At 32.3% G+C, this 25,136-nt stretch carries 24 protein-coding genes and 2 pseudogenes; 6 read left to right on the top strand and 20 right to left on the bottom strand.

Annotated elements, in window-relative coordinates; all coding sequences use genetic code 11:
• Positions 1 to 241 precede the first annotated feature (241 nt).
• Together MKY49_RS05680 and MKY49_RS05675 are read right to left on the bottom strand one after the other, a co-directional pair.
• Positions 242 to 1,204, bottom strand: a complete 963-nt coding sequence (locus MKY49_RS05680; protein WP_341385765.1) for a proline dehydrogenase family protein — start codon at positions 1,202 to 1,204, stop codon at positions 242 to 244.
• A gap of 142 nt (positions 1,205 to 1,346) precedes the next feature.
• Positions 1,347 to 2,171, bottom strand: a complete 825-nt coding sequence (locus MKY49_RS05675; protein WP_274796123.1) for an AraC family transcriptional regulator — start codon at positions 2,169 to 2,171, stop codon at positions 1,347 to 1,349.
• A gap of 441 nt (positions 2,172 to 2,612) precedes the next feature.
• Between MKY49_RS05675 and MKY49_RS05670 the strand changes: the two genes are divergently transcribed.
• Together MKY49_RS05670 and MKY49_RS05665 are read left to right on the top strand one after the other, a co-directional pair.
• The gene (locus MKY49_RS05670; RefSeq protein WP_341385764.1) at positions 2,613 to 3,200 is read left to right on the top strand and encodes a PadR family transcriptional regulator; all 588 of its coding nucleotides are present in this window, start codon (positions 2,613 to 2,615) and stop codon (positions 3,198 to 3,200) included.
• Position 3,201: 1 nt separating this feature from the next.
• A complete protein-coding gene (locus MKY49_RS05665) occupies positions 3,202 to 3,675 on the top strand; it encodes an SgcJ/EcaC family oxidoreductase (RefSeq protein WP_341385763.1) in 474 nt (157 codons plus the stop codon).
• 364 nt (positions 3,676 to 4,039) lie between these two features.
• Here MKY49_RS05665 and MKY49_RS05660 read toward each other — a convergent pair whose 3' ends face one another.
• The 4 genes and pseudogenes from MKY49_RS05660 to MKY49_RS22990 all read right to left on the bottom strand — a co-directional run.
• Positions 4,040 to 4,537 (bottom strand): SRPBCC family protein, encoded by a 498-nt coding sequence (locus MKY49_RS05660; RefSeq protein ID WP_274796120.1) that lies wholly within the window; start codon positions 4,535 to 4,537, stop codon positions 4,040 to 4,042.
• Complete coding sequence (locus tag MKY49_RS05655; RefSeq protein WP_341385762.1) at positions 4,534 to 4,764, bottom strand: ArsR/SmtB family transcription factor; 231 nt, start codon at positions 4,762 to 4,764, stop codon at positions 4,534 to 4,536. Before MKY49_RS05655 ends, MKY49_RS05660 begins: the two co-directional genes overlap by 4 nt.
• A gap of 359 nt (positions 4,765 to 5,123) precedes the next feature.
• Positions 5,124 to 5,618 carry a GNAT family N-acetyltransferase gene (locus MKY49_RS05650; protein ID WP_274796118.1) on the bottom strand — a complete coding sequence of 165 codons (495 nt, stop codon included), beginning with the start codon at positions 5,616 to 5,618 and terminating at the stop codon, positions 5,124 to 5,126.
• A gap of 293 nt (positions 5,619 to 5,911) precedes the next feature.
• Positions 5,912 to 6,031, bottom strand: a pseudogene (locus MKY49_RS22990) (DUF3221 domain-containing protein); the annotation flags it as partial.
• A gap of 154 nt (positions 6,032 to 6,185) precedes the next feature.
• On the opposite strand from MKY49_RS22990, the gene MKY49_RS05645 reads away from it, so the two are divergent.
• Positions 6,186 to 7,643: a M1 family metallopeptidase gene (locus tag MKY49_RS05645; RefSeq protein ID WP_341385761.1), complete on the top strand. Its 1,458-nt coding sequence runs from the start codon at positions 6,186 to 6,188 to the stop codon at positions 7,641 to 7,643.
• 495 nt (positions 7,644 to 8,138) lie between these two features.
• A complete protein-coding gene (locus MKY49_RS05640; RefSeq protein WP_274796115.1) occupies positions 8,139 to 8,603 on the top strand; it encodes a hypothetical protein in 465 nt (154 codons plus the stop codon).
• Positions 8,604 to 8,844: 241 nt separating this feature from the next.
• Here the strand turns inward: MKY49_RS05640 and MKY49_RS05635 are convergent, their stop codons facing one another.
• The 4 genes from MKY49_RS05635 to MKY49_RS05620 all read right to left on the bottom strand — a co-directional run bounded on the left by MKY49_RS05635 (position 8,845) and on the right by MKY49_RS05620 (position 13,038).
• Positions 8,845 to 9,420, bottom strand: a complete 576-nt coding sequence (locus MKY49_RS05635) for a hypothetical protein (RefSeq protein WP_274796114.1) — start codon at positions 9,418 to 9,420, stop codon at positions 8,845 to 8,847.
• Between the two features lie 316 nt (positions 9,421 to 9,736).
• Positions 9,737 to 10,519, bottom strand: a complete 783-nt coding sequence (locus MKY49_RS05630) for an MBL fold metallo-hydrolase (protein WP_274796113.1) — start codon at positions 10,517 to 10,519, stop codon at positions 9,737 to 9,739.
• A gap of 349 nt (positions 10,520 to 10,868) precedes the next feature.
• Positions 10,869 to 11,411, bottom strand: coding sequence for a hypothetical protein (locus MKY49_RS05625; protein WP_341385760.1), 543 nt, complete (start codon positions 11,409 to 11,411; stop codon positions 10,869 to 10,871).
• Positions 11,412 to 11,850: 439 nt separating this feature from the next.
• The gene (locus MKY49_RS05620) at positions 11,851 to 13,038 is read right to left on the bottom strand and encodes an MFS transporter (protein ID WP_341385759.1); all 1,188 of its coding nucleotides are present in this window, start codon (positions 13,036 to 13,038) and stop codon (positions 11,851 to 11,853) included.
• A gap of 91 nt (positions 13,039 to 13,129) precedes the next feature.
• On the opposite strand from MKY49_RS05620, the gene MKY49_RS05615 reads away from it, so the two are divergent.
• The gene (locus tag MKY49_RS05615; RefSeq protein WP_274796110.1) at positions 13,130 to 13,999 is read left to right on the top strand and encodes a LysR family transcriptional regulator; all 870 of its coding nucleotides are present in this window, start codon (positions 13,130 to 13,132) and stop codon (positions 13,997 to 13,999) included.
• Between the two features lie 367 nt (positions 14,000 to 14,366).
• On the opposite strand, the gene MKY49_RS05610 is transcribed toward MKY49_RS05615, so the two are convergent.
• From MKY49_RS05610 to MKY49_RS05575, 8 genes and pseudogenes are all read right to left on the bottom strand, one after another.
• Positions 14,367 to 14,885 (bottom strand): NUDIX hydrolase, encoded by a 519-nt coding sequence (locus tag MKY49_RS05610; protein ID WP_274796109.1) that lies wholly within the window; start codon positions 14,883 to 14,885, stop codon positions 14,367 to 14,369.
• Between the two features lie 248 nt (positions 14,886 to 15,133).
• The gene (locus MKY49_RS05605; protein ID WP_012296026.1) at positions 15,134 to 15,658 is read right to left on the bottom strand and encodes an AAA family ATPase; all 525 of its coding nucleotides are present in this window, start codon (positions 15,656 to 15,658) and stop codon (positions 15,134 to 15,136) included.
• Between the two features lie 299 nt (positions 15,659 to 15,957).
• A complete protein-coding gene (locus tag MKY49_RS05600; protein ID WP_312505305.1) occupies positions 15,958 to 16,512 on the bottom strand; it encodes a hypothetical protein in 555 nt (184 codons plus the stop codon).
• A 64-nt stretch (positions 16,513 to 16,576) separates the two neighbouring features.
• Positions 16,577 to 17,412, bottom strand: a pseudogene (locus tag MKY49_RS05595) (tyrosine-type recombinase/integrase).
• A gap of 180 nt (positions 17,413 to 17,592) precedes the next feature.
• Positions 17,593 to 18,300: a hypothetical protein gene (locus MKY49_RS05590; protein ID WP_341385758.1), complete on the bottom strand. Its 708-nt coding sequence runs from the start codon at positions 18,298 to 18,300 to the stop codon at positions 17,593 to 17,595.
• Positions 18,301 to 18,694: 394 nt separating this feature from the next.
• Positions 18,695 to 19,093 (bottom strand): hypothetical protein, encoded by a 399-nt coding sequence (locus tag MKY49_RS05585; protein ID WP_269897391.1) that lies wholly within the window; start codon positions 19,091 to 19,093, stop codon positions 18,695 to 18,697.
• 122 nt (positions 19,094 to 19,215) lie between these two features.
• A complete protein-coding gene (locus MKY49_RS05580) occupies positions 19,216 to 19,500 on the bottom strand; it encodes a hypothetical protein (RefSeq protein WP_341385757.1) in 285 nt (94 codons plus the stop codon).
• A gap of 199 nt (positions 19,501 to 19,699) precedes the next feature.
• Positions 19,700 to 20,683: a ketoacyl-ACP synthase III gene (locus MKY49_RS05575; RefSeq protein ID WP_341385756.1), complete on the bottom strand. Its 984-nt coding sequence runs from the start codon at positions 20,681 to 20,683 to the stop codon at positions 19,700 to 19,702.
• Between the two features lie 1,448 nt (positions 20,684 to 22,131).
• Here MKY49_RS05575 and MKY49_RS05570 point away from each other — a divergent pair.
• Complete coding sequence (locus MKY49_RS05570) at positions 22,132 to 23,484, top strand: lytic polysaccharide monooxygenase (protein ID WP_341385755.1); 1,353 nt, start codon at positions 22,132 to 22,134, stop codon at positions 23,482 to 23,484.
• Positions 23,485 to 23,611: 127 nt separating this feature from the next.
• Here MKY49_RS05570 and MKY49_RS05565 read toward each other — a convergent pair whose 3' ends face one another.
• Together MKY49_RS05565 and MKY49_RS05560 are read right to left on the bottom strand one after the other, a co-directional pair.
• The gene (locus MKY49_RS05565) at positions 23,612 to 24,178 is read right to left on the bottom strand and encodes a TetR/AcrR family transcriptional regulator (protein WP_312505300.1); all 567 of its coding nucleotides are present in this window, start codon (positions 24,176 to 24,178) and stop codon (positions 23,612 to 23,614) included.
• A 62-nt stretch (positions 24,179 to 24,240) separates the two neighbouring features.
• Positions 24,241 to 25,059: an alpha/beta fold hydrolase gene (locus MKY49_RS05560; RefSeq protein ID WP_312505299.1), complete on the bottom strand. Its 819-nt coding sequence runs from the start codon at positions 25,057 to 25,059 to the stop codon at positions 24,241 to 24,243.
• Positions 25,060 to 25,136 lie beyond the last annotated feature (77 nt).

Here is a 25,136-nt window from a genome sequence, read left to right as displayed (position 1 = left end):
TGTCATTTTTAATTCTTCGATTGATAAAAAAACTTTATCAGTAAATAAAAAGACTCCATTTTGAAAAAAGATTGATCAAAATGGAGTGAATCTTTATTTTGCTCTATATTTCAACAATAATATCCAATGAAAATGTTACTCAATAATCTGGCCCTTTACAAGAAAGACGCTTTCCTTTTTCAGAAAAGCGCCCGTTTGTTGAAGATACAAAATTTTAACGAAACAATAGAAATTTCATTATTTAGTATGTATTTATTTTATCTCTAATGGTACTTTGTTCAATCATATCTGAAATAAAAGTATAAATATTCGGAGGATATTCAGCAATACGATGAACTACATATAAATACCATTCACTACCATATGTTACATAAACTTTAGTCTGAATATTATCCTCCTTTAAAGATCTTAATAGGTCAGGTCGAACCCCATCTAACATCTCTACTTCAACATTCGAATTATAAAGAAATCCTTTTTCTTTTAAGTCCATCAATATATTTTCATCATGTGTAGCAACAGATAATGGATGATTACTATCTATACACATAGATACAAATTCTATATACCGTTTATTTAACTCTTCGGTTCTTGGAATATATATACCTTCAGACTCTTGATAAGCCCCCTTTACTAAACGTATTCTACCTGAGGTTTTCAATAGTCCATTTAGGTCAATAGAAGAACGCTTCAAATGAACTTGTAATGTTATCCCAACATTTGAGAATGATTTTGATATTCTTTTATATAATGATAAAATTTTATCCGTTTTTTGTGATTCTTCCATACTTATCATTAGTTGAATATTATGCTGTTGTGCTTCTTTTGCTAATTCTTCTAAATTGGTAAATGCTACTTCATCAGAAATCATCATTCCGATATGAGAAAGATCAAATGATACGGTAGCCTTCATTTGATTATACCCAAGATCTTTTATTAATTCTTTGAATTCATTTTTGGCAAGCATACATTCTTCTAGGGATGTTGTATTTTCGCCAATAAATTCTAATGAAACCCGATACCCTTTGTTATATAGATTTATAACACGCTCTATCCCTTCTGTACGTGTTTCTCCAGCCACAAATCGGTTAGCACCTTTAATAAAAATCGGAAAAAGTTCTTTTGAATTTTGAAAATAGGCTTTTAGTTCTTGATCTCTAGCAATCGATTTGAGAGCTTTGGAAAAACGTCTTTCTTCATTAAGCATAAAATAATCACATCCTAATTTTTATCTTATTTGGGTTTACGTTTTACGACGATGACTTTTTATACGCGAAAATCAAATTCCTACATTAAAGTTGAATCTCAAATGAAAACGGTAATTACTGTGGGGAATTTATTAAAGTAGATCATTTTTCATTCTGAATAAAAATATCCCTATATTGTCCGGGTGTTAATCCAATAAACCCCATAAAGAAATTACTAAAATGACTTTGATCTACAAAACCCGTCTCTATTGCTGCATCAAGTGGTTTTACACCATGTTCCAATCGTTTCTTTGCTTCATTAATACGCACCGTTTGTAAGTAACGATACGGGGTAATCCCCCGAATTTGGGTAAATGAGCGTAACAAAGAATATTTGTTCATATTAGCTATCTTTGCTAAATCATCTAAAGCAATATGTTCTGCATAATGTACTTCTAGGTAGTGACAAACATTTTCAATTTCTTGTTTAATAGCTCTTGGTTCTGTATCTTCGATGGCTTCGCTATATTCCTCAATAAGTTGTTGAATAAGAAAATAGAAAGTTTCTTCTTTCTCAAAATCTGTTATTTCATCCATAATCATCTGGTGAAGATTATGCAACAATTGAGCTTTTTCACTACGACAGGCAACAGGAGAAGCAAAGGAAGGAAGATAATCTTGCCCTGTAATCTCTTTTGTAACTTTTCGCATGATTTCAGGCTTGATATTCAAGCAGCGATAGTCTAATTTTTCGTTGTCAATTGATTCACAGGCATGATTATCCAGTGGGTTAAAAAATATAATATCACCGGTACCTATTACATATTCTTCGTTCTTACAAGACAATCGTCTTTGTCCACTCTCTATAAACCCAATCACATAATATTCATGGAAGTGGTTCGGAAACTTTTGCATGATACCTTCAAAACGATAAGCTTCTATTTGTAAATCATAATCAAAACGTACAGTTCTTTCTTCTTGTCCCATATGAACACCCCCTTTTGATTTCTGATAGTTAATGTAACACATATGGTTAAGGTACTCTTGTAAGATATTGACTAAAAAATGGCAAGGCAGATTAAAAAAACTGCCACACTATTCTTTTTATTCATATTTAAGGTTTTCCTTTATACCACCTTTCTTCATTGGAAGAACTAAAAAAATTATTTCTTTCAAGACAAAAAAGTTACCTTAATCCATAAAATTGCCCTTTCCATCGATAATGGAAGACTGTTCAATACTTTTAAGGGCCACCTAGCTACTTACAAGAGATATTGCAGAAGAGCTTCTTAGAAAGTTTAAGAGAAATTATCCTCTCATTCGTCTTTCAGGTGAATTTTTTTGATTTTTATTGACAAAAAATAAAAAACAACATATAGTTTTAAAAAAACCATTTTAATAAAACTAATAAAAGGAGGTTGATCATGGATGTATGAACTTCTTGTTCTTTCGCTATTAATGAAATTTCCATTACATGCTTATCTTATCTCAAAAATATCTAATGACACCATTGGCCCATGGGAACAAGTGAGCAGAGGAACGCTTTCAACATTGTTAAATAAATTAGAAAAAGCTGGTCTAATTCAAGAGGCTGATCCAGCCACCGTCCCTTTTCCGACCGAACGACCATCTCGTACTTTCGAAATAACTAATAAGGGGAAAGATCGTTTTTTTGAGTTGATGATGGATACCAAAAAAAACGTTGGAAATTACCAAAAAATTTTCCACATAAAGGCGATTTATCTGGAGTTCTTAAGCGAAGAAGATCAGATCTATTTGGTTAATCACTATATAAAATATTGCCAAACAGCAATTGAGCATATAAAGACGCAGCAATTAGAATTTGACGAAAATCCTGAGCAAGTGAAGTCCATACAAGGTACCTCATTTTATTCGGCCATCAAGAGTTTGATGCGTCTAAATACAGAGCAGTGGAGTCTGGAAAAGCAATGGGCAACTCATCTTAAGGAACAAATTATGATGAGCATAAAAAACGAAAAAAGAAAGGATTATTAAAATGACACAAGAATGGAAAAAAGATAAAGAAGATATAAACATTTTGTTTAATGAATTGTTTTCTGCATGGAGTCATGGGGATGGAAGAGCTTTTGCGAATTGCTTTACAGAAGATGTAGACTATATCACTTTTTTCGGTCAGCATTTAAAAGGCAGGGAAGAAGTGGAGAATTCACATCAAGATTTATTTAATGGTGTTTTAAAAGGTTCGCAAATGCAAGGACGGATTACGAGCATTCGTTTCCTCAATGCTGACCTAGCTATAGTTCACTGTATAGGAAATACGAAAATGCCAAGCCAAAAAAATTATTCGGAGAAAAGAGCTTCCATTAATACGAATGTATTAGTTAAACAAAATGGGGAATGGAAGATTACTTCCTTTCACAATTGTCGGATCAAAGAACCAAACTTTTTAATCAATTGGTTTATGAAAAAAGGTAAAAAGGTAGAGGGAAAATCAAAATTTGGTGATTAGGTACAATGATTTTCATGGTTACCTTATTTAACACCACAATAATCACGCTCCCTTCTCTAATTTCTTTAATTTACGATTAAATTAGGAATTCAAGAAATAAAAGCAAAAATCCTTTTTTAATCAACCTTCCCTTTTAATTAAAAAAGGATATTTAAACAACTTTATTATTTTAAAGGACTATATTGTTACTTAATACTTTAACTACAGAAGACGCATTCCTTACTATAATCTGCACCCAAAATTTTAGATTTGTGTCTATCATTTGTGGTGCAGATTAATTTCGGAAAAGCGCCCGATAATTGAAGGAAGATTTTTCGAGTTTTAGGGTAAACTCGCTTTTCTTCATATAAATTTTATTGTGTTTCTAGCCTTTATAGCTAATTTTTCCTGTCTCCAATAATTCTTTAAGCCCCATAAACATTAAATTCCAGCCATGTTCGGTACTGTCATGCCATTCGACAAGGGCTTTTTCTATATCAGATTCTGACCAATTCTTTTCATGAGGAACATGAATAACTTGTTTGAATGTCATCTCACAGCCTTGTTTAAGTTCTTTTAGCTCAACTATAATCGTATCTTCTAATTCGCTGAATTGTGGCATTTTAAAAGTGAACACGATTTTTTTCGGAGGATCAATTTCAAGGTACTCCCCAATCGCACGGTAATCCTTCCCTTCCCGATGGTCAACAATTTCCCAAGTACCACCAACTTGCGGATTATTTTGTGTTATCTTATTCGTCCCTTCCAATGTAAAAAACCATTTTCTCATCATTTCTGGGTTCAACCATGCATTAAAAACTCTTTCAGTCGATACATCAAAAATTCTTATCATTATTAAAGTGGTTGTGGAAACGTCACTCATACATTCACTCCTTTATGTAAATTAATGTTCTTTATTTTTTGCTTTGAATAATTCACTTTCCAAAAGATTGAAACGATTGTTCCAGGACTTTTCATAAAACATTCCGTTGCTTGGGATAATGATTCCTTGTTTAACCGACATAAATGAATTCTTCCATTTACACTCCTTTCAACAAGTTTTGCCCGATCCAGAACTTTTATATGTTTTGAAATACTAGTCAAAGACATATCAAAGGGCTCTGCTAATTCAGAAATAGTCCTTTCTTTTTTGCGCCAACATACGAACTATTTCACTTCTTGTTGAATCAGCTAAAGCATGAAAAGTTACATTTAAGATATCTTTATTATGGTTAACCATGTGGTTAAATATAACAACCTTTTAATTTACATTCAACCATGTAGTTAAATATTAAACATTCTAATCTTTCTTTTTCTACATTCTGTCCTCTTACAAAAAAACATATGAATATGGAATCTTCCATAATCTGGACACTTCCATAAATAAGGACGCTTTCCTTAATTTCAGAAAAGCGTCCGATTGTTGAAGATTGTTATTTAACTAAAGCCCCCGTTACTTTGGATGTCCGTTAAAAGTAATCTGGGATATCAAGTGATATGGAGCCGATCTTATTTTCTTTTGAGTAATACATACAAACACTGTCGTTATATTTTTGACTATCATTAGGTAGTACAATAAAACCTAATCCTTTGTAAAATTCTATCCCAATATCACTATAAAGGAAAAAGTTGTTACAGTTTTCTTCCTGCTCTAGTTTATTTATCGTTTCTTTGACCAATAAAGAAGCATATCCTTTTTTTCTTAAATTTAAAGGAGTAGCGATTGAACCAAGCCCTTTTACAATTTGGTCTTCTGAAAGATTTAGTTCATATACGATGAGAGAGCTTAATAGTTGCTTTGTATCTGTTGCTTCAAGAACGTACCACTTTCCCTTTTTATACTTATTGGAAGCCTGGCACATAGTTATATATTTTTCATATGGCAGATTATCTCCCCAAACATCATAGCCCATCTTATAAACTTCTATCATATCCTCTTTTGTTGCTTCCCTAATTTTTTTCAAAGTACCTCTCCTTCTGTTTTATGCGGTTATACATTCTTTTCGACATTAAGATTATCAAAACCTCTATACTTCTAAAGCTAAACTGCCCCATTATCTTAAGTACATTTTTTCAAAAACTCACATAAAAATTAACACAAAATACCATTTTTTCAGAAGTGTAATTCAATTAATTGGCCCTTTAATGAAAACGAGCGCCGATTCTTATTACAGAATCGCGCCCGATTGTTGAATATCTAATTGTTGATTTACTCCCTCATTTTTCATTATTAATTTCGATTTTATCCCTCCCTCGCTTATTCTGGATAACTTTGTTCTTTTGCCTTTGTCCAAACTGTAACGTTTTGTCCCACTTTTAAAGATGTAACAACATCTGTTGAAAACCAAATCGCATCTGGTATCCCATTTGGTAATTTTTTCGTTGTGCTTTCCTCTAAAAATCTATCATTTTAAATAGTTTCTCCTGTAATTGTAGGTTCAAACAGAAACGTAGTAACTATTAAGTTCAAAAAATATGTATAAATTTAAAAACTTTTTAGTAAATTCATATAGTGGAGTAAATTATTTTTATTGTTACGTAGATTGGAGAGGGAAGTTATTAAGAAGAAAATAATAATCATATTTTTAGTCTTAATGTGTGTATTTTTCGTAACATGGAAGTTAAATAAACAAGATGATAATTTGGAATCGACGGTTACTAAAAAAGTGAAAAGAGAAGGATTTATTTCAAAAGGATTAAATCCTGGAAATTCCAGTGATTATGACATTAAACTAACAATGGATAATAACGGAAATTTCCGATTTGAATCAACCTGTTTAATCAAAAATCTATCTAACGATGATTGGGAACAATTAATTTTTTACTTTATACCTAATATGTTTACAAAAAGTGTTTCATCTGAGCTAGAACATCCCTCGAAAGTTGATATTCAAAACATTTCGATTGATGGAAAAAAGGTAAATTACTCACTAGATAAAGATACATTAAGCATAATGCTTATGGAAAAGTTGAAACCTAATCAAGAAATCAAAGTTAATTTTTCCTATGAACTAACCATTCCTGAAAAGGGCATAAGATTCACGAAAAATAATAGTAATTTTCATTTAGCTCAATTTTATCCAATGCTTGCCACATATAGAAGCCATAAATGGAACAAGGAAGTGTACCTCGATCGAGGAGAGACTTATCATACAACATTTAGCAATTTCAAATTAACGTATGACATTCCTAAAGAGTACACCTTGGTTTCTTCCTTCGACCACGAAGTATTTCCAAGTCTGAACAAAGGTTTACTTGAAATTCAGAATGTGAAGGAGATATTTCTAGCTATATTAAAAGATCCAATACTAGTAGAAAAAGAGGAGGGCATTTCTATTAGAGTATTTGGATTTGAAGAGAAAAAAGAGGAACTATATCAAGAAATAGTAGACGAGGCTACCTCTGCATTAAATTATTTCGAAGAAATTATGGGGCCTTATCCTTTTAAACAATTAGATATTGTATTAGATGGAATGGGTATGGAATATCCAGGAATTGTAACAGCTCATTCGATTTATAATAGTGGTCTTAACAATTCCAAGCAACTTAAAACTATGGTAGTTCATGAGATTGCTCATCAATGGTTTTATGGGATGATTAGCAATGATCCTTATAAAAATGCATGGTTAGATGAAGGCTTTGCAGAATTTGCTACTGGTCTATTTATGTATTCGAAATCGAAACAAAATGAAACTTATAATTCGATTTTCAGAATTGACCCAAAACGAGAACTTCCAGTAAATTTACCTCTTGATCAATACGATGAATCCAATATGGGTTCATATGTTTATGGAAAATCTGCCAGAAAGTTATGGGAATTATTTAAAGATAATGGAGAGCTTAAAGAAGCTGAAAAATTTTTAAAAAGCTATTATCTTTTTTATAGATATAAAGAAGTTGATACTAAAGAGTTTGTGAGATTCGTAAAATACTATTTTGATTTAAAAGATGATACCCTATTTGAGGGTTGGTTAGAACTAGAAAAATAAAAACTAATATTTCAAAGAAACGTAAAAAAGCACCCTTTAAGGCTGCAGTGAACTTTAGATAAAAGGTATCTAGAAGAGCATTCTTGATGCCTTTTTTTGTCATTTTTATTTCTCTCAATTAGATTCTTTTTAGAAGTAACGTACCCTAAATGTTCTTTAACTATCCTGCTCTTTTGGTTTAAGTGAAAATCTTCAAAATTTCTTTGCTCCATAAAGATTTTCTTTAAATGTATTACTCAAGAAAATGGCCCGTTAATATAGGAAGGCCTATTCTTTATTAAAGAAATGCGCCCGATTGTGGAATAAAGAAATACTCTACAAAAGTTATATCCCTTGATCCTTATTTAGTACTAAGAAAACAATTTTTAAACCTAGAACAAGGCATTGTGTTTGTGGTTAATGACCAATGCAATAATCCAATATGTAATGTATATAAAGGTAAACCTAAGCCCAAAATTATTATTGAAAAATAAAAATAACCAGAGAGGTAAAAATATGAAAAGAATATTAAAGTATCTACCTATTTTACTAATAGTATCGTTTTTATCTTTTTCACATTTTGCAAAAGCTGAGGACACGAATCTTGGTACTTTAACTGAAATTGAAAATAACGATAAAGAAAAATACGATCACATAACGATTTCAGTTGAAGAAAATAGAGATACAAAAAAGGAATACAGTTACAGCTTTAAGTATAACTATGATGAGATTTATGAGTTGTTAAAATTAACTGAAAAAGAATATGATACGTACTGGAAAGACGGGCTTTCGATTTCAGATATGGCTAAAGAACAAGGTATTGACAGGGATGTTTTAATGGAGTATTTTGTAACTTTCCATCATGATGTATTAAGAAAATGGCTTGTACGTGATAACGTACCTGAACATTTATACTTCACACAAGTATATCGTTTAAAAGATGTAATCATTGAATTTATTGAACGCAACCCAAATAAATAAAAAAAGGTCTCACGCTTTTCTTTTATTAAAATCAAGAATAATTACTGCCCGATAACTAAATATCCAATTAAAAAGTCACACATTATATAAGATATTAAGAAAAGGATAGATGAACAGGAATTATACCTGCTTGTATCTATCCTTTTTGTACAACAATGACCACATTTGCTGCTATAGGAATAAATTTCCATCAAAAGTTAGTTCAACAACGAACACAATAATTTTGCTATTTTACCTAAATTTATCTTTCTTTATCATAAGTGTTCCTTGTAAGATTGAGCTTTGGCATATAAGTATTTCCGCCTGCTACCATTTCTTTTGTTTCAACATCATAAATTGCATAATTACCTCTAAATTCTTTTTCTGTGTCTTTAAAGGAATAAAAAAAATAAACTTGCCTATCAGGACTAACGGTCTGATGATAGTTAATATCTATATAAGGGTAGATACTAAGAATATTTCCATCAAAAGTTATATAATTTAATCTTTCTACCTCATTGAACAATAATTTTTTTCTAACATTTACAGATGCATCAGGCATTTCTTTAAAAAGAACAGTATCCAAATGCCTTTGCTGTTGCTTTGGCTTCTGCTTATATCTTTGATAAACCTCCTGATGTATAGGATACTTTAGGTTCCTTAATGCCTGGTAAAATTCATCTACAGTTTCATCAACAACTTTTTCCTTATTTGCAGGATATAAATATTCATTATTATCTGAAGGGTTAGTTTGAGAATGAACAGGACTTTCTAATAATATAGAAAAACTGAACAAAAATATAATCACAAACGAACTAATTAAGAATGTATTTTTCATTTAGATTACTCCTTTTTAGAAGTAACGTACCCTAAATGTGCTTTAACTATCCTGCTTCGTTAGTTAGTGAGAAACTTCACTACCTTACTCTATATTTCAACAATAATATCCAATTTTACTGAAAACGTTCCTCCACAATCTGGCCCTTATGAAGAAAGACGCTTTCCTATTTCAGAAAAGCGCCCCTTAATGGAAAACTCGATTTCAAGATAATTATAAAAGACATTACTAAAATTTTTTTCTATTTTTCCTTTTAGCAGAAAAACAATTTAAAGAACTTATTGAAAAACGCTACGCTTTAGTTCAATAAGAACTGTTAAAACTGTACACTAAAACCATTAAATTTATGGATTCCTGTACCGAATTTAGTAAGTTTATTTTCTCTCAAAAACTTAACTGCAATTTTTACTTCTTCTAATATTTTTGGTTCAAGCCCTAAAGTATTATGTGAACCGTAAACCATTGAAACGTTTGGTATCTCTGAAACTTTTTCCAAGGAATTGACTAAATCCACAGGGTTTGTTGAAGGATAAAAAGCATATATAGGAGTTTCATCATATAGTAAATCCCCTGTAAACAAGTAACCGTTTGTTTCATCAAAAACGGATATATGACCTGGAGAATGTCCAGGAGTATGATAAATTATTAAATTTCTATTACCCAATTCAATTACGTCGCCATCACCTAACAACCCTGTTGGTTCCCCTTGAAATGGTTGATATGTATGAGGATTAAATGTATTAGGAGTAGGCAATGTTATATCTCTACTAATATCTTTTCTTATTTGTTCAATTGATAAGCCTTTTATTCCATTCACTAACCAGTCTTTATCTCCCTCATGAACATATATTTTTTCAAATTCGCCGTGACTTCCGATATGATCAGTGTGGACATGGGTAGTGATGACTTCAATCGGTAAAGTAGTCAATTGGTCAGTAATTCTCTTTATATTATCAATTCCAAGACCTGTATCAATTAGAATCGCTTTTTGATTACCTAATAATAAAAATGAATGTACCTTCTCCCAATGTCCATATTCACTAATTGCATATGTATTAATATCAATCGGATGCACAGTAAACCACAAATCTTTAATCATACTTTACCTCCAAAAAATTAGTTTATTCCTTACTTGTTCTACATTACATCTTCGTTTGTTGCAAAATTAGTCAACCCAAACTGAGTACCTTCATTTAGCATAATCTCTAACTCATCTAAATCTACATCTTTAATCCCCAGTGATCCTTCTTCCGCAAAAATATACCAGCAAATGAACCCAAGACGAATAGTTACTTTTAAAACAACATTTTTTGGGTTTTTGTGTCTTCTCTAACTTTCATTTGGGAACGTTATTAGGTTTGTTTATGTATACTTTATAAAACCTTGTTTCACTAATGCTACAGTAAGTTGAACAAGGTTTTGAGTTTTCACCTTAAAAACCAAATCAGTTAATGAAGCATCTCTACCTTTACCTTTAGTTTTATATCCGTAGGGAACCCTTCTTCTTCTATTACGGAAGATATGACATAAATGCCTTCAGGGAAGCCGTCAAATATCTTCTCATAACATTCATTACTTTTTAAAATACCATTTGCTATTTTTGTTTCTTTATCTAGATTTTGAATTTTGTATAAAAAACTTTCAGTACCAATATTTAGTAAGGTTATTTTAAATGGACTATCACCAGAATGAGTAAAAGAGGATTTAATTTCACCTATAGGAGACGTTATCTCTGCATCAATCGCAATAGGATAAAAACTTCTTATTGGTGCTACTTTCTCTATATCCGTGACATCTAAGATAAAAGGTTCCTTTTTTACAACTTCTTTTACTTCTTCTGTCTTTTTAGTATTATCATCTTTGTGAATTGTTTTGGAACGTTCAGTAGCCAACGATTCTGCTGTAGCTTCTGTGTTATCAGCTTCATCATTAATACAACCTGATAAAGCCAATGAACCTAATAAAATGCTTATGTAAAAATATCTTTTCAACATTTCCACCCCATATCAAAAAAAGTTACTTTAATAATACCACAAATGGATTTTATTGGTTTTTATCGGTTTTAAATTTCCAAAGCTTCGTTTGGTAAAATTTTATAAAGAAAGTTATTCAATAATATGGCCCTATAATGGAATAACTAAGATGTTTATTAAATCCTATACTCATTAGTCATACTCTAATAAAAGTTCCTTGTTATCTTCTTCAATACTCGTTTACAAAAGGCATTAAAATGTACAGCGAACTTGCCATTAGGTACGTTCGTTCTAACATGCATTTCCCCTCCCTTCTCAACTCAAATGTGGGTGATGATTTCCCCTTCCATAACCTCAACAAGATTTTTTATAAAATGCCAAATTCGAAGAGTATTAAAAAAATAATAACCCAACTGAATATCAAGGCAGTTGAGTTTAGAAATTACTTTTTAATTCATTAAAGTCGATGGTGCTTCATAATTTTTTTATTTAGGTAGAAAGAACATCTGATAAAAATAAATGCGAGTATAACGAATAATCCACCAATCCAGCTTAAATTTTCTATATTAGTATATTGAATAATGATTCCTCCTAATACAGAGCCCAGCATCATTCCCACATTCATTAAGGCGGTATTAAAACTGAGAACTGTTTCAGAGGATTGTGGTTTTAGTGAAATCAGATAAAACTGCTTTGCTGGTGTCGTTGTCCAAGTTGCTATTCCCCAAAAAGCTAGTGTGACAAATACACCCACTGCCCTATACTGTGTAAATGTTAGTACAAATAAAGAGATGATATGAACACATAAACTTAATGATATTGTTCGATTAGGTCCCCATCTGTCTACCGCATATCCTCCAAAGCGTGAACCAATAAAAGCAAAAGTGCCTAAAATAAATAAAGCGATACTTGTCATTTCAATAGAAAAGCCAGCAGTATGACTTAATAATGGAGCAATGTAGGCAAACACCATAGTATATCCTAATATCCAAAAGATCGTTGTCATTAAACCTGTAACGACTCGTTTATCTTTAATAATTTGCACCTGTTGTTTAAATGGCAACGGTTGGTTCCCTTCTATATATGGTAATAATTTGTATAGTCCTATCAATAAAAAAACTGTGCCAAACGCAATGATTAAGAAAATATAGTGCCAATCAAAATGTCCAGCTAAAAATGTGCCGATAGGCACTCCAAGTACTAATGAAACAGTGAAACCAGTAATGACTGTTGCCATAGCACTACCTCTTTTTTCTGGAACTGCAATTTGCGCAGCATAATTGGTGGCAACTACAATGTATAATCCTCCACTCATCGCCATAATGACTCTGGATAACATAAGAAAGACAAAATTATAGCTAAAAAATGCAACTAGATTTCCTAGAATAAATATAGAGATAGCATATAAAAGCACTTTTTTACGGTTCAATTTAGACGTTAGTATGACCAAAATCAAAGCTCCAATGGCATAAGATAAAGAATAAATCGTAATCAACTGGCCAGCTATTGAAATTGAAACATCTAATTCAAAAGAAATCAGTTCTAAAATTCCAGAAACAACAAACTCTGCTGTTCCTGTTACAAAAGCTCCTAAAGCTAAAAGTATGATGATTAGTTGATTTATATTATTTTTCAATTTGTACATCTCCTTATATTTGAACTGCTGTTTTTATTTTAGGTCCCATGTTAATATAAGTAAAATTGATGTTTTTAATAAAGGAGATGAGTAATTACTCATGACTATTGTGCGCTACGAAATCATTGCAAAAGTAGTCGAGCTAGGAAGCTTTACAGAAACTGCTGAAATATTAAATATGACTCAATCAGCCGTGAGTCATGCAGTTGCAAGTTTAGAATCTGAATGGGGAGTTACTTTATTAATTCGAGATCGAAAAAAGGGAATAACACTTACAGAAATAGGGCAAAAAATTCTGCCGAATATTAGAGAAATATTGAAAAGAGTGGAAGTCATTAATCAAGAAATTGCACTTATGACAAGCTTGGAAACAGGTATTATTCGTATCGGCACTTTTGCGAGTGCTTCTTCTTGCTTATTGCCTAAATTACTTGTGAAATTCCGGAAAAAACATCCTAAAATAGAATTTAAATTTTACGAAGGAACCTATGAGGAGATTACAGAATGGTTGGGTTCAGGCATTATTGACATTGGATTTGTAGTAAAAGGAAAATCAAATCCAAATTTCGATTTAGTTCCTTTGATTAAAGACAAGATGGTAGTCGCTTATCACCCTGATCATCAATTCCATTTTAAAGAAACAGTAGAAATGAATGATTTAATGGATGAATCCTTTATTATGCCAACAGGGATGTACCAATCACATGTTGAGGAATTATTTGCAGAAGCGCAAATTAAACCATCTATTCTTTTTGAAGTACACGACTGTACAACCATCGCTAATATGGTACAAGAAGGACTTGGCATTACGATAGGTCCAGAATTATATTTAAAGACACAGCAAAACATAAAAATCAGCAAATTAAATATTGAAAACAGCCGTGAAGTAGCACTTGCCTGTCATTCTATTGCAAATGCTTCTCCTGCAGTTAAGGAATTTCTCCATGTGGCAAAAAGTGTTTTTAAGTGAACATTTGCAGCGATTACGTTTCAAAATAGAGCTTCCTTTATTCATGTAACTCATGATAAAAGGGAAGAAAAAAGGGATTTGTATAGCCTTTTAGATTTTTTAAAAACACCTAACAAGTGTAATGGAACGTCCCCAATCGTTGTTTTGGAGCCTTTCGTTAAAAAATGTTTTTTAATAATAGGGCCCTTTTCATGAAGAAAGACACTTTCCTTATTTTGATCTGCACCCCAAATGTTAGACAAGACTTTAACATTTGGGGTGCAGATCAATTTCAGAAAAGCGCCCGATTGTTGAAGATACTAAATTATAAACCTTCATTTGAGGAAGTAAAATTGAATGAATAGGTTTAATTCTTTGCATGTTCCGTTTAAAGACGAATAGAGCCATATTGATGTCGTCCTTCAAAAAGAAACGCAATTATACTTTCATAATAAGGTATAAATTTTTTTAGTTCGATTAGCTTTAAAATTTCCTCTTTAGAAGCCCACTTCACTGCTTGTACCTCTTCTGTTTGTAACGTCAATTCATTCAAATTAAAATCATAATCAATGAGATAATAATCATCAAATCCACGTTCAAAATTAATAGTAAATTGTGGACGCATTTTTTCAAAGTTATAATGTATCCCTAACTCTTCTAATAACTCTCTTGAAGCAGCTTGCTGACTTGTGTCGCCTGCAATAGCACTACCACCACAAGTAATATCCCAAAGATTCGACCATCCTTTCTTAAAAGGCTGACGCTGCTGAATAAGCATTTCTCCCTTTGAATTAAATATACAAACGTGTACTACTAAATGAAACTCGTCTGATGCCATGTCATCTCCACGAGTTATTTGTTTCGCTATTTTATTGCGATGTTTATCATATAAATCCCACTTTTCCATTGTTAAACTCCTTATGGATTTTTATTTTAGCTAGCCTTTTATTATACCGTAAAACAAGTTGGCAAAAGTGAATTTTAAGAAAATTTCAACTTTAATTTGTATATTTGTTTGACTAAATTGTTCCCAAGGTCTCATTTGGTAACATCCATTAAAAGATTGTTTTTGAACAATTTGGCCCTATTCATGAAGAAAGACCCTCTCCTTATTCAAGGAAAGCGCCCTTTAATTGAATAAAAAATATTTACAACTCATTTCTTTATGTAATTTACAACGTCATTAATATAACTATCGATAGGTTCGCCAGTATTTACAACCAAGCACTGATAATCAGCGGGTCTTTTACTATTGACTAATGTATATTTAAAATTCTCTTCGGAAGTTACCTCACTTATTTGACTTATCATTCTTTCTCGATTTTTCAATCTAAAATTAATCTCTTGAAAATCATCAAGGTAGCACTCAATATATTTGTACTTCACATTATATTTTTTAGACATAGCAATTCCTCGATCTACCATTTCTTGATAAAGGCAAGGGCTATCAAATACTACATTTTGTCCTTGTGATAAGTAAAATTCAATTAAAGACCAATCAATATTATATGAAATCTTACCAGTTAATTTTGAATCGATTTGAATTTCTTCTGTTGACTGTAATAAAGCAGATTTTACAATATCGTGGTCTATTATGACTGCTCCTGTACGCTCAGCAATTTGACGAGAAAGTGTAGACTTTCCAGACCCAGGAAAGCCAGACATTTGAACAAAAAACATGTTAATCCCTCACTTCTTCTACTATAAATAAAGTATCTATGGCAATAACGAAAAACTCTTATTAAATAACCAAGTTGTTCTCAAGAACTACCCCTAAATTTTAACATAAATATACAATTCTCTTTAGAGGCAGTTATTCAACTAAATGGCCCTTTTCATGAAAAAGGACACTCTCCTATTCAAGGAAAGCGCCCGATTGTGGAAGATTATAACCATAATTCGTGTTAAACTAAAGCAGCCCGTTAGTTGAAGAACTAATTTTACGCATAACTCCCTTATAATTGTTGTATGGTACTATATTATTCCGCATGTTCTTTCATTAATTTATCAAGTGCTTTACCATAAGCATCTTTGTTTTCCTTACTTAACTCATAAAGTGCGTTTTTCCAATTATCTCCATCCACACCTGATAAATGTGGAGTACTTTTTAGTACAACTTCTTGCATATTCGGCTTATCCTCTTTACTAGCGTCTTTAATAAGCTTTATTGCTTTTCTTGCATCTGTTACCCCTACTTGTATGTCTTTGTGAATGTCTTTGTATTTATCAGGAACTTTTACATATTCCATATTGTCTAAAATCTTATCCATCTTGTTTGCTGTTTTTAAAATATCTTTTTCTTTTTCTTTGTCTTCCATAGCTTTCATCGAGTTTACTATGAATAAATCCTTCATGTATTGAAACTCTACTAATTGTTCACAAATATAATAGGGATACTGTTTCTCTGATATTACTGTTTTCATTGTTGATTTGCTTAACTGCTCAGTCTTAGGAGTAGACTCTTTATTTTCTACCGCACAACCTACTAATAATAGAATAGGTATTGCTAATGATACGAGTTTCGTTGCTTTCATTATATATCCTCCTTTTAGAAAGTATTGTAATTCTACATGAGTGTCTTGATTGAATGAAAGTTTTTTAAAAGTATTTACTGTATAAATCTTGTCTTAGCTTTCCGCTTAGTTGAGCGTATATCTTTGTAGTCTCACTCTTTTCATGACTCTTTGAATGACATCAATTGGCGCACCGTTATTAATCATATGCGTTGCATAGCTGTGTCGTAATTGATGCGGATGTATACTCTTTTTTATACTAGCACGATTTGATATGCGCTTGATAATATATCTTAAATTATCAATGCTCATTCGCCTTTTCGGCCGTCTGTCCGTAATAAACAAACAAGGTTCTTTATCCTCTCGTTCATCTAAATACCTTTTTAACCAAATAGAACAGCGGGTATTAAAGTACACCTCCCTTTCTTTATCACCTTTCCCTTGTACAATTACTGAATTCGATTGAAAATCGATATCTTCTCGATTTAATTTTACAATTTCACCAATACGGCAGCCGGTTGAATACATAAACTCAAATAGTGCTTTCTCCATCGTTGTTTGACAAGCTTCCCTTAGATGTTCTATCTCTAATTCTGAGAGAAATTTAGGAATCCTTTTACCTAATTTCGGCTCTTTTAATTTAGCTGCAGGATTTTTTAGAGTATAACCTTCTTCATGTGACCATCTAAATAATGATTTAACACAACGAATCCTATGTCCTAAACTGGAAGGCTTTAAGTGGTCTCCTGATCGTATTAAATATTCCTTTAATCTATCTGTATTAAATTCGTTCATATCAATATCACCAAAAAATCGTAATAATAGATTGTATTGAAAACAATATGTTTTTAATGTAAGCGATGAATATCCCTCGATTTTTTTATCCTGTTGATACCTTTTCCATGCTTCGGATAATAACATGTGTCTTTCACTCTCCTACCTATAAATCTATTAATTCTAAATTCTATTATGTTCAATGAAAGATTTTTTCATACAAGGATATTCAACAACCTAAAAAATAGTGATAGTTTTGAACTCTAATTAATCTAAAAGGCACTTTCCATTTTTCCAGGAAAGCGCCCGATTATGGAAGACCGTTCTTTATTCATGAGGTATAAATTTAATTGATTTTACTTGATACATTTTATCTTTGTATATATAGATGATTTGAATATCCCCTATATATCCTCCTACAGGAAAGATTTGTCCTCCGAGCTTTGCAACAAGTTGATTGTTTTTTATTTCAAAGTTGATAAGATTACCAAAGTATATCTCATCAAATAAATTTCCAGGTTGGATACCCAAAGGTTTAATATCAACTGTATATTTCTTGTCACCAATACTAACACTTGCCTTGTTTGGTGTTAACTCGGTCTTTACGTTTTTTAATAATATCGCTAATGGTTCATCAACAGGTACTTCAACTGGTATCTGACTCTGTGTTTTATCTGATTTTCGCGGTTGTGTTTGAAAAACATGAACTTCGCGTTCTAAAACACCCGTGCCAATATCTTTAGTCAAAATTATAACTAGCTCTTTCTTTCCATCTTGACTGATATCCTCGTAGATAATTTCAGGAGACCAAGTAGGACTTGTTGTGTTTATCCAATAAGGTTTTGAAAGGATACTACCTTGAAAATCAATTTTAAAATTTGTATATAATCCATATCCATTTAGCTTTTTTGCATAAATGGTAACGCCCACTTTATCAGACCTAGCAATTTCATCATAGTCATTTGTCGTAGCTATCGCCTTCGATAAAACAGTAAAAAGAGAGATAGCAATCATTAAAATAAGAATTTTTTTCATATGAAAACACCTCATTTTAGTGTTCTCGGAATTTTACTGACTATTCTACCGATTTGCTAAGTTAATGGAGGTAAAACCTTCCAAACCCTGGTTTGATAACATAATGTAATTGAAAATGATTTTATTCAACAATCTGGCCCTTTTCATGAAGAAAGACGCTTTCCTTATTACGGAAAAGCGCCCGATTATTGAAGATCGTTATTCAACTCAAGCACTCCGTTAGTTGAACAAGAAATGCTCCCCAAACGAAGTTTTGTTACCTAACTTTGATTTTGGGAACGTTTTTTTGTTTATTGATGTATGCGTTATAAATCCATGTTACACTAAAGTATCCCGTTAGTTTAAATACTAACCTACCATTCTTAGGGACATCGTTAGTTGCATAAGGAAATGCTTATTCTTCTTCAACTTTGAGATTTTTATAAAAGCTATCAACTATTGGATAAATATCAGGCTCTGTATAATAGTAATAGTCATTTACATAATTTTCTGTAAATATAAAAGTCATTTGTTCATCTTCATAAAGGGTAATGGAATAAAGGAATCCAGCTCTATCTTCTTGATTTTCTTCAGGTATAAATTGTACATCCTTGATTTCACTCAAAAACTCATCAATTACTTTTTTATCTGTTGTGATTTTTGAATAACCTGTACCTCCATCTTGTACTTGAATTTTAGTAACATCTTCAAGGTCGTTTTTATAAAATTCCGTAAGTGTTTTCGTTTCTAATCCACAGCCTGTTAAAAGAAAAATAAATAAAAATAAAGCTAACATTATTTTTTGAGTATACATTTCAACACCTCCGTATCAAAATCGCTATACTTTTAAATTAATTAAAGTATAACCTTCCCAAAGCGAGATTTGGGGACTTTTTGCTCTTAACGTTGTAAATCCAAATGAACAACAATAAGTAATTATTTTTTATTTTTTAGTTCTAAAAGTATAGGTGTTATATTTAGTAAAATAGAAACAATTGTCAGAAACCATAACGCCTTTTCCATAGAAGGTGCAACATCCAATAAAGCCGTCCAATCTTCAACTTTTACCCAATTAGATACAAGGCTATGTTTTGCACAGAGTGTCAGTGCTGTAAATGATAACCCGGTTGTCATCGCAAGTTTATAATCTTTACCTGTTGTATACATATAAAGATTTATAAAAGTTGCTACTATAGCAATAAGACCTAATATTAACCACAAAATGACACCTCCCTTTTTCAATATAGACATAAATTGTAATTAAATTGTTCCCAAACCCTTACTTGGTAATATTTAGTGAAAATTTGTTATTCAACAATCTGGCCCTTTCCATGAAGAAAGACGCTTTCCTATTTCAGAAAAGCGCCCGATTGATGAACAACGAAAGTGTGAAGTAGATAAGAAAGCTATAAACAAATTATCATATATTCCAATTAATTAATAATCCAGCATATGCCAAACCACCACCGAAGCCATACAATAACATCTTGTTACCATTTTTGATTTTCCCTTCAAGTATACCCTTATCTAGTGATAATGGGATTGTAGCCGACGAAGTATTACCGTAATCAACTAAGCTATATAATGTTTTTTCTATCGGGAAATCAGCTTTTTCACATATTGATTCAATCATTCTTAAATTTGCACTATGAGGTACAAACCAATCAACATCACTTAAAGGGATAGATGCATTTTTCATAACAGTTTGCATACCTTTAGGAACAGTAGTAAGAGCCCATTTGTAAACCTCGCGTCCATTTTGAACGATTTTATCACTATTAATTAAATCCTCTTCAAACATACGATTTGATAAATTGGAACAATATAAGCTTTTTCCTTTTTCCCCCTCTGAACCCAAATGTGAGGATAGAAAACTTGTTTTTTTTTCGTCGAACTCTACAAGTACTGCTCCTCCACCATCTCCAAATAAAATACAGGTAGATCTATCCTCATAATCAGTAACTTTAGATAGAGTTTCTGCTCCAATAACAAGAATTTTCTTGTGTAAACCAGAAGTAATTAATCCATTTGCTACATGCAATCCATAAGTAAACCCTGCACAAGCAGCGTTTAAATCAATAGTTCCAGAATTTTTAATACCTAGCTTTGCTTGGACTAATGAAGACACGCTTGGAGTTTTGAAATCAGGAGTTAATGTACAGACGATAATCATATCGACGTCATCTACTGATTTATCGTATCGTTCCATTAAATTTCTTACGGCTTTATAACTTATATCACTTGTAAATTCTTCTTCATTTGTTATTCTTCGTTCTTTAATACCAGTACGTTTAACAATCCATTCATCGTTTGTTTCAACTAATTTTTCTAAATCGTAATTTGTTAACCTTCTTTCAGGTACATATGAACCTATGGCAGTAATACGAGCTTTAGATACGGACATAAAAAACCACCTTATTTAGAAATTTTTACTCCTTTATTTTATCACTTATTACTAGCACTAGGTACTAATAATGGGTAAAAAAATTTTTTTTACCGGATGCACAGTTAATTCAATAAACCTTACTCCATTAAATGGCCCGATAGTTGAACAAAAAAATCCTGCATATCAACAAAGGAATTTTAATCAAACTATATTATAAATGTTAATCTTTGTTTTAAATAATCGAGCTTTGTTATAAATGATCAATCTTTTTTATAAAATTGTATATGACAAATAAAGTTTGAAATATATTCCTTATAAATTGTAAGTTCAAGCCATAAGGAATTTTGAAGGAATAAAAGAAAGATGGAAACGAAGCGTAATGAATACTACATACAATTTAAAACTAGATTATAACTTTTTGTAGCTTTATAAAGATTGATTAAAAAATATCCCTCATTCCTTATCAAAAATTACATTTTAAAAAATGATTGATAAAATGTAGTTAGTTACTCTTTTTAGATTAAGTATAAGATTTTTTTAAAAAAGTTCGATCATTTTCCTGTTATTTTGTCCGCCCGACTAAGGTAGGTTAACTCCTACCTTAGTTTAAAATTATTCATTTCCAATCTTAGATTTCCATTCTTAGTCTTAGTGAGTGATAAACCAGATTACTCAGACATAATAAAAAGACTCCACAATAAATGAATTCTTTTTATTATTATTATATTTTTTAGATTGCATTATATAATACCTATGAGAATGCTGATAATTAAAAATGGGATATAAAAATTCAACTGAAGCGATAACAAAATATAAATACTGGCAGACAATAATAAAAATTTGGCTGATTATCAATAAATTATTCTCTTTCCTTGCATTTTTCATGTTTATGGACATGTTAAATTATAATCGTATGTATTGATGCAAAGCACTCAATACATTAGTTATCTTCCCTTCGAATCTTTTCTTTTCAATAAATAAAAAGAACCCGCTTCAAATACCATGCCATGTTTAAAAGCCCAGTCATAATGGTTTCTTGAAGCGGGTTCTTCCCGTTATTTAAATTAAGTTACTACAATTTCACCAATTATTACAATATTGCTTCTTAGTCTATTTTTGAACAAAAGGAGCTTTAGCTAGATACTTCATGTTGCAATATTTGAGTGTTTCGTTTCAATCTAACTACTTTTTTTATGTCATTACATGGATGAGAAGAGTAACTGTACGTAAATTGACAAATTTCAATAGAATTAAAGATTTTTATAAAATAACTTGTTATTTTTAATAGAAAACAAGTCCAAAAAATTAGATAAATATTCGATTAAGGACTATATAACCAACCATATTGAAACAATTTGTTTTTATTAACCATTACAATTTAACTATATATACAGACTTTGAATAATTATTAATATATTGCTATCATACTAGTTGCTTTCTAATTCCAACAAAAGGAGACTAGTTATATGAATACTAAATTCACAAAATTAAGCAAAAAAGGATTAAGTGCTACCATTTTAGCTGCTGGAATCATAGGTATTTCAATGGCGCCAAATGCATATGCTCATGGGTTTGTTGAAAAACCGGCTAGCAGAGCTGCTTTATGTACTCAAAATTATGGGGCACTTAACTTAATGTGTGGAAACGTTATGTACGAGCCACAAAGTCTAGAGGCACCTAAAGGATTTCCACAAAGTGGACCTGCTGATGGTAAAATTGCATCTGCTGGAGGCCTATTTGGTGGTATCCTTGATCAACAAACTGCAGATCGCTGGTTTAAAAATACGATTACAGGAGGATTAAATACTTTTACATGGAAATATACTGCCCCCCATTTAACAAGTAAATGGCATTATTATATTACAAAAAGTGGTTGGAATCCTAATAAACCATTAACTCGGGCTGATCTTGAACTGATTGGTACTGTTGAACATAATGGTTCTGCCGCATCGAATAATTTAACTCATACAATTAACGTCCCAACTGATCGTAGTGGGTACCACATTATTCTAGCTGTTTGGGATGTAGCTGATACTTCAAATGCCTTCTATAGTGCAATTGATGTTAATTTGGTGAATAATGGAGACGTAGATAAAGAAGCTCCAACTCAACCAGATGGATTACTTACAACAAAAATTACTTCAAACAGTGCTGAACTAAAATGGAATCCCTCTACAGACAATGTGGGTGTAAAAGAATATCAGGTATTACGAGATGGTAAAGTAGTTGGCGTGGTACCAGGAACAACATTCACAGATAAAAATTTAAAAGCGAGTACAAAATATACATATACAGTAAAAGCAGTAGATGCTGCTGGAAATGTTTCTAATGAAAGCGAATCGACAGTTGTAGAGACAATGCACACTGTTCCAGATACAGAAACACCAACGCAACCGACTGCACTACACTCAATGGGAGTAACATCTTCTAGTGTAGACTTAATGTGGAGTGCATCAGAGGATAATGTAGCAGTTGACCATTATGTTATATATAAAGGGACACAAGTTGAACCTATGACTGTTGTTGGGACATCAAAAACTACATCATTTATGGACAAGAATCTCCAAGCAAGTACGACATATAAGTATGCAGTAACTTCTGTAGATACAGCTGGAAATGAATCCATTAAAAGTCCAATTTTAACTGTAACAACAAAAGACCTCGGAGCTTCTTATGAACAATGGAATCCGTTTAAGGCGTATACAAAAGGAGATAAGGTAGAATATCAAGGAAAGAATTATGAAGCTGTTCAAAGCTATCAAGGATACGGAGATCCAAATTGGATCAACGCGTTGTCTTTATGGAAAGAAATCCAATAAAAATTAAGTGTAATAAACAAATTATTATAACGTTCTTGCCGATTACTAAGTAAACGACACTATCTTTATAAACACCAAAAAGAGCTGTACATAAACGTACAGCTCCTTCTATTGTATTCTCTTGTGCTCACGGCAGAAAGTAAAGTGAATTGCGCACAATATTGTCCAGCATTTCACGATCCGCAGTTACAGTGGTCACTGTAATCCCATGCATAACATTAACCAGGTATTGGGCCAATGCTTTTATATCCCAGGTTCCCTTCAGCTCACCGCTCTGCACCGCACGTTCTAGCAGTTGGTAAAAGGCTTCCTCGTTCTCAGCCATATTAGCTTTGACCAGATTATATACCTTCTGATGGGAAGCTGCCAGCTCTAACGAGGCATTCACCATAAAACAGCTACGGCGGCCCGTATATTCGATAACCTCATGAAAATATCGCAACAGTAGTTCCTTCGCCGAACCTTGTTCATACAAGATAGACCCCAGTTGTTGTTTGGATTGAAGGTCGTAACGCTCCAAAGCTTGAAGGTACAAATCCTCTTTACTTCCAAAAGTCTCATAAATACTGCTTCGACTAAGTCCAAGCTGCTCCACCAAATCCTGCATAGAACAACCCTCATACCCTTTATGCCAAAACACATCGATGGCCAAATCCAATACTTTAGGAATTTCAAAACTTTTTCTTCTGCTCATAACCCACCTCTTCACAAAACAACCTTAAGCGGCAAAAAAGGTGCGTGAAACTCAAGTGTCACTTAAGCTTGCACAAACTTTAGAATCTCAGCGTTAAACTTTTCCTTCTCTTCAAACACGAGTCCATGGCCGCTTTCTTCAAATACGATAATTTCTGCATTTGGAAACCCTTTAATCTGAGGTTCAAAAGGCATTGTATCATTTTTGCCTTGGAAAATACAAACAGGCACATGAATTTGGTTCAATTCTTCTCGTGAATCTTCATAAGCAAGGCACTTTAGTGACATTGCAAAAGCTACGGGATCTGTATCCAAAGACATGCGATTGTACCAGTCAATAAAAGCTTGGCTTGGCTTTTGATGGAACAAAGTGCTATTGAAATCTTCAATCAGCTGTGGACGGTCTTGCTGTGCAGCTTCTATAAGAGACTCCATAACCTCAACTGGCAAGCCATATGGATAATCCGATCTTTGCGTGAAGAGAGGTGTAGCTGCAGAAGCAAGCACCATTTTTGAAACGCCATAACCTTGATGTCTTGCCATATATCTTACTGCAATGGCTCCTCCCATCGAGAAGCCCACAAGGGTAGCATTTTTAATCTCTAGATGCTCAAAAACCCTGCGAATGTCATCCGCAAACTGATTGTACGAATAGCCATTGAGCGGACGGTCAGATTTGCCGAAACCTCTTAAATCAATACCAATGTAGCGAATCCCTTTGAAAGGTAGAACGTTTCTTTGGTATTCATACATTGCTTGCCCGACAGGAAGACCATGTATGAATACTACCGGCTTCCCTTCACCGACATCTTCTACATATAAGTTTACGTTGCCTCCCACAGATACAAAATGGCCTGAAGCTGTTGTTAATCTTTGAGTCATATTAATAACCCTCCATATTATCATTTATTGTTATTCCAAGTCATTATGGAACAATCATTCCGAAAAGAGTTTAAAAA

It is taken from the genome of Lysinibacillus sp. FSL M8-0134 (genome assembly GCF_038069745.1).
Classification (GTDB): Bacteria; Bacillota; Bacilli; order Bacillales_A; family Planococcaceae; genus Lysinibacillus; species Lysinibacillus irui.
This window is presented reverse-complemented; position numbering and strand designations above follow the sequence as displayed.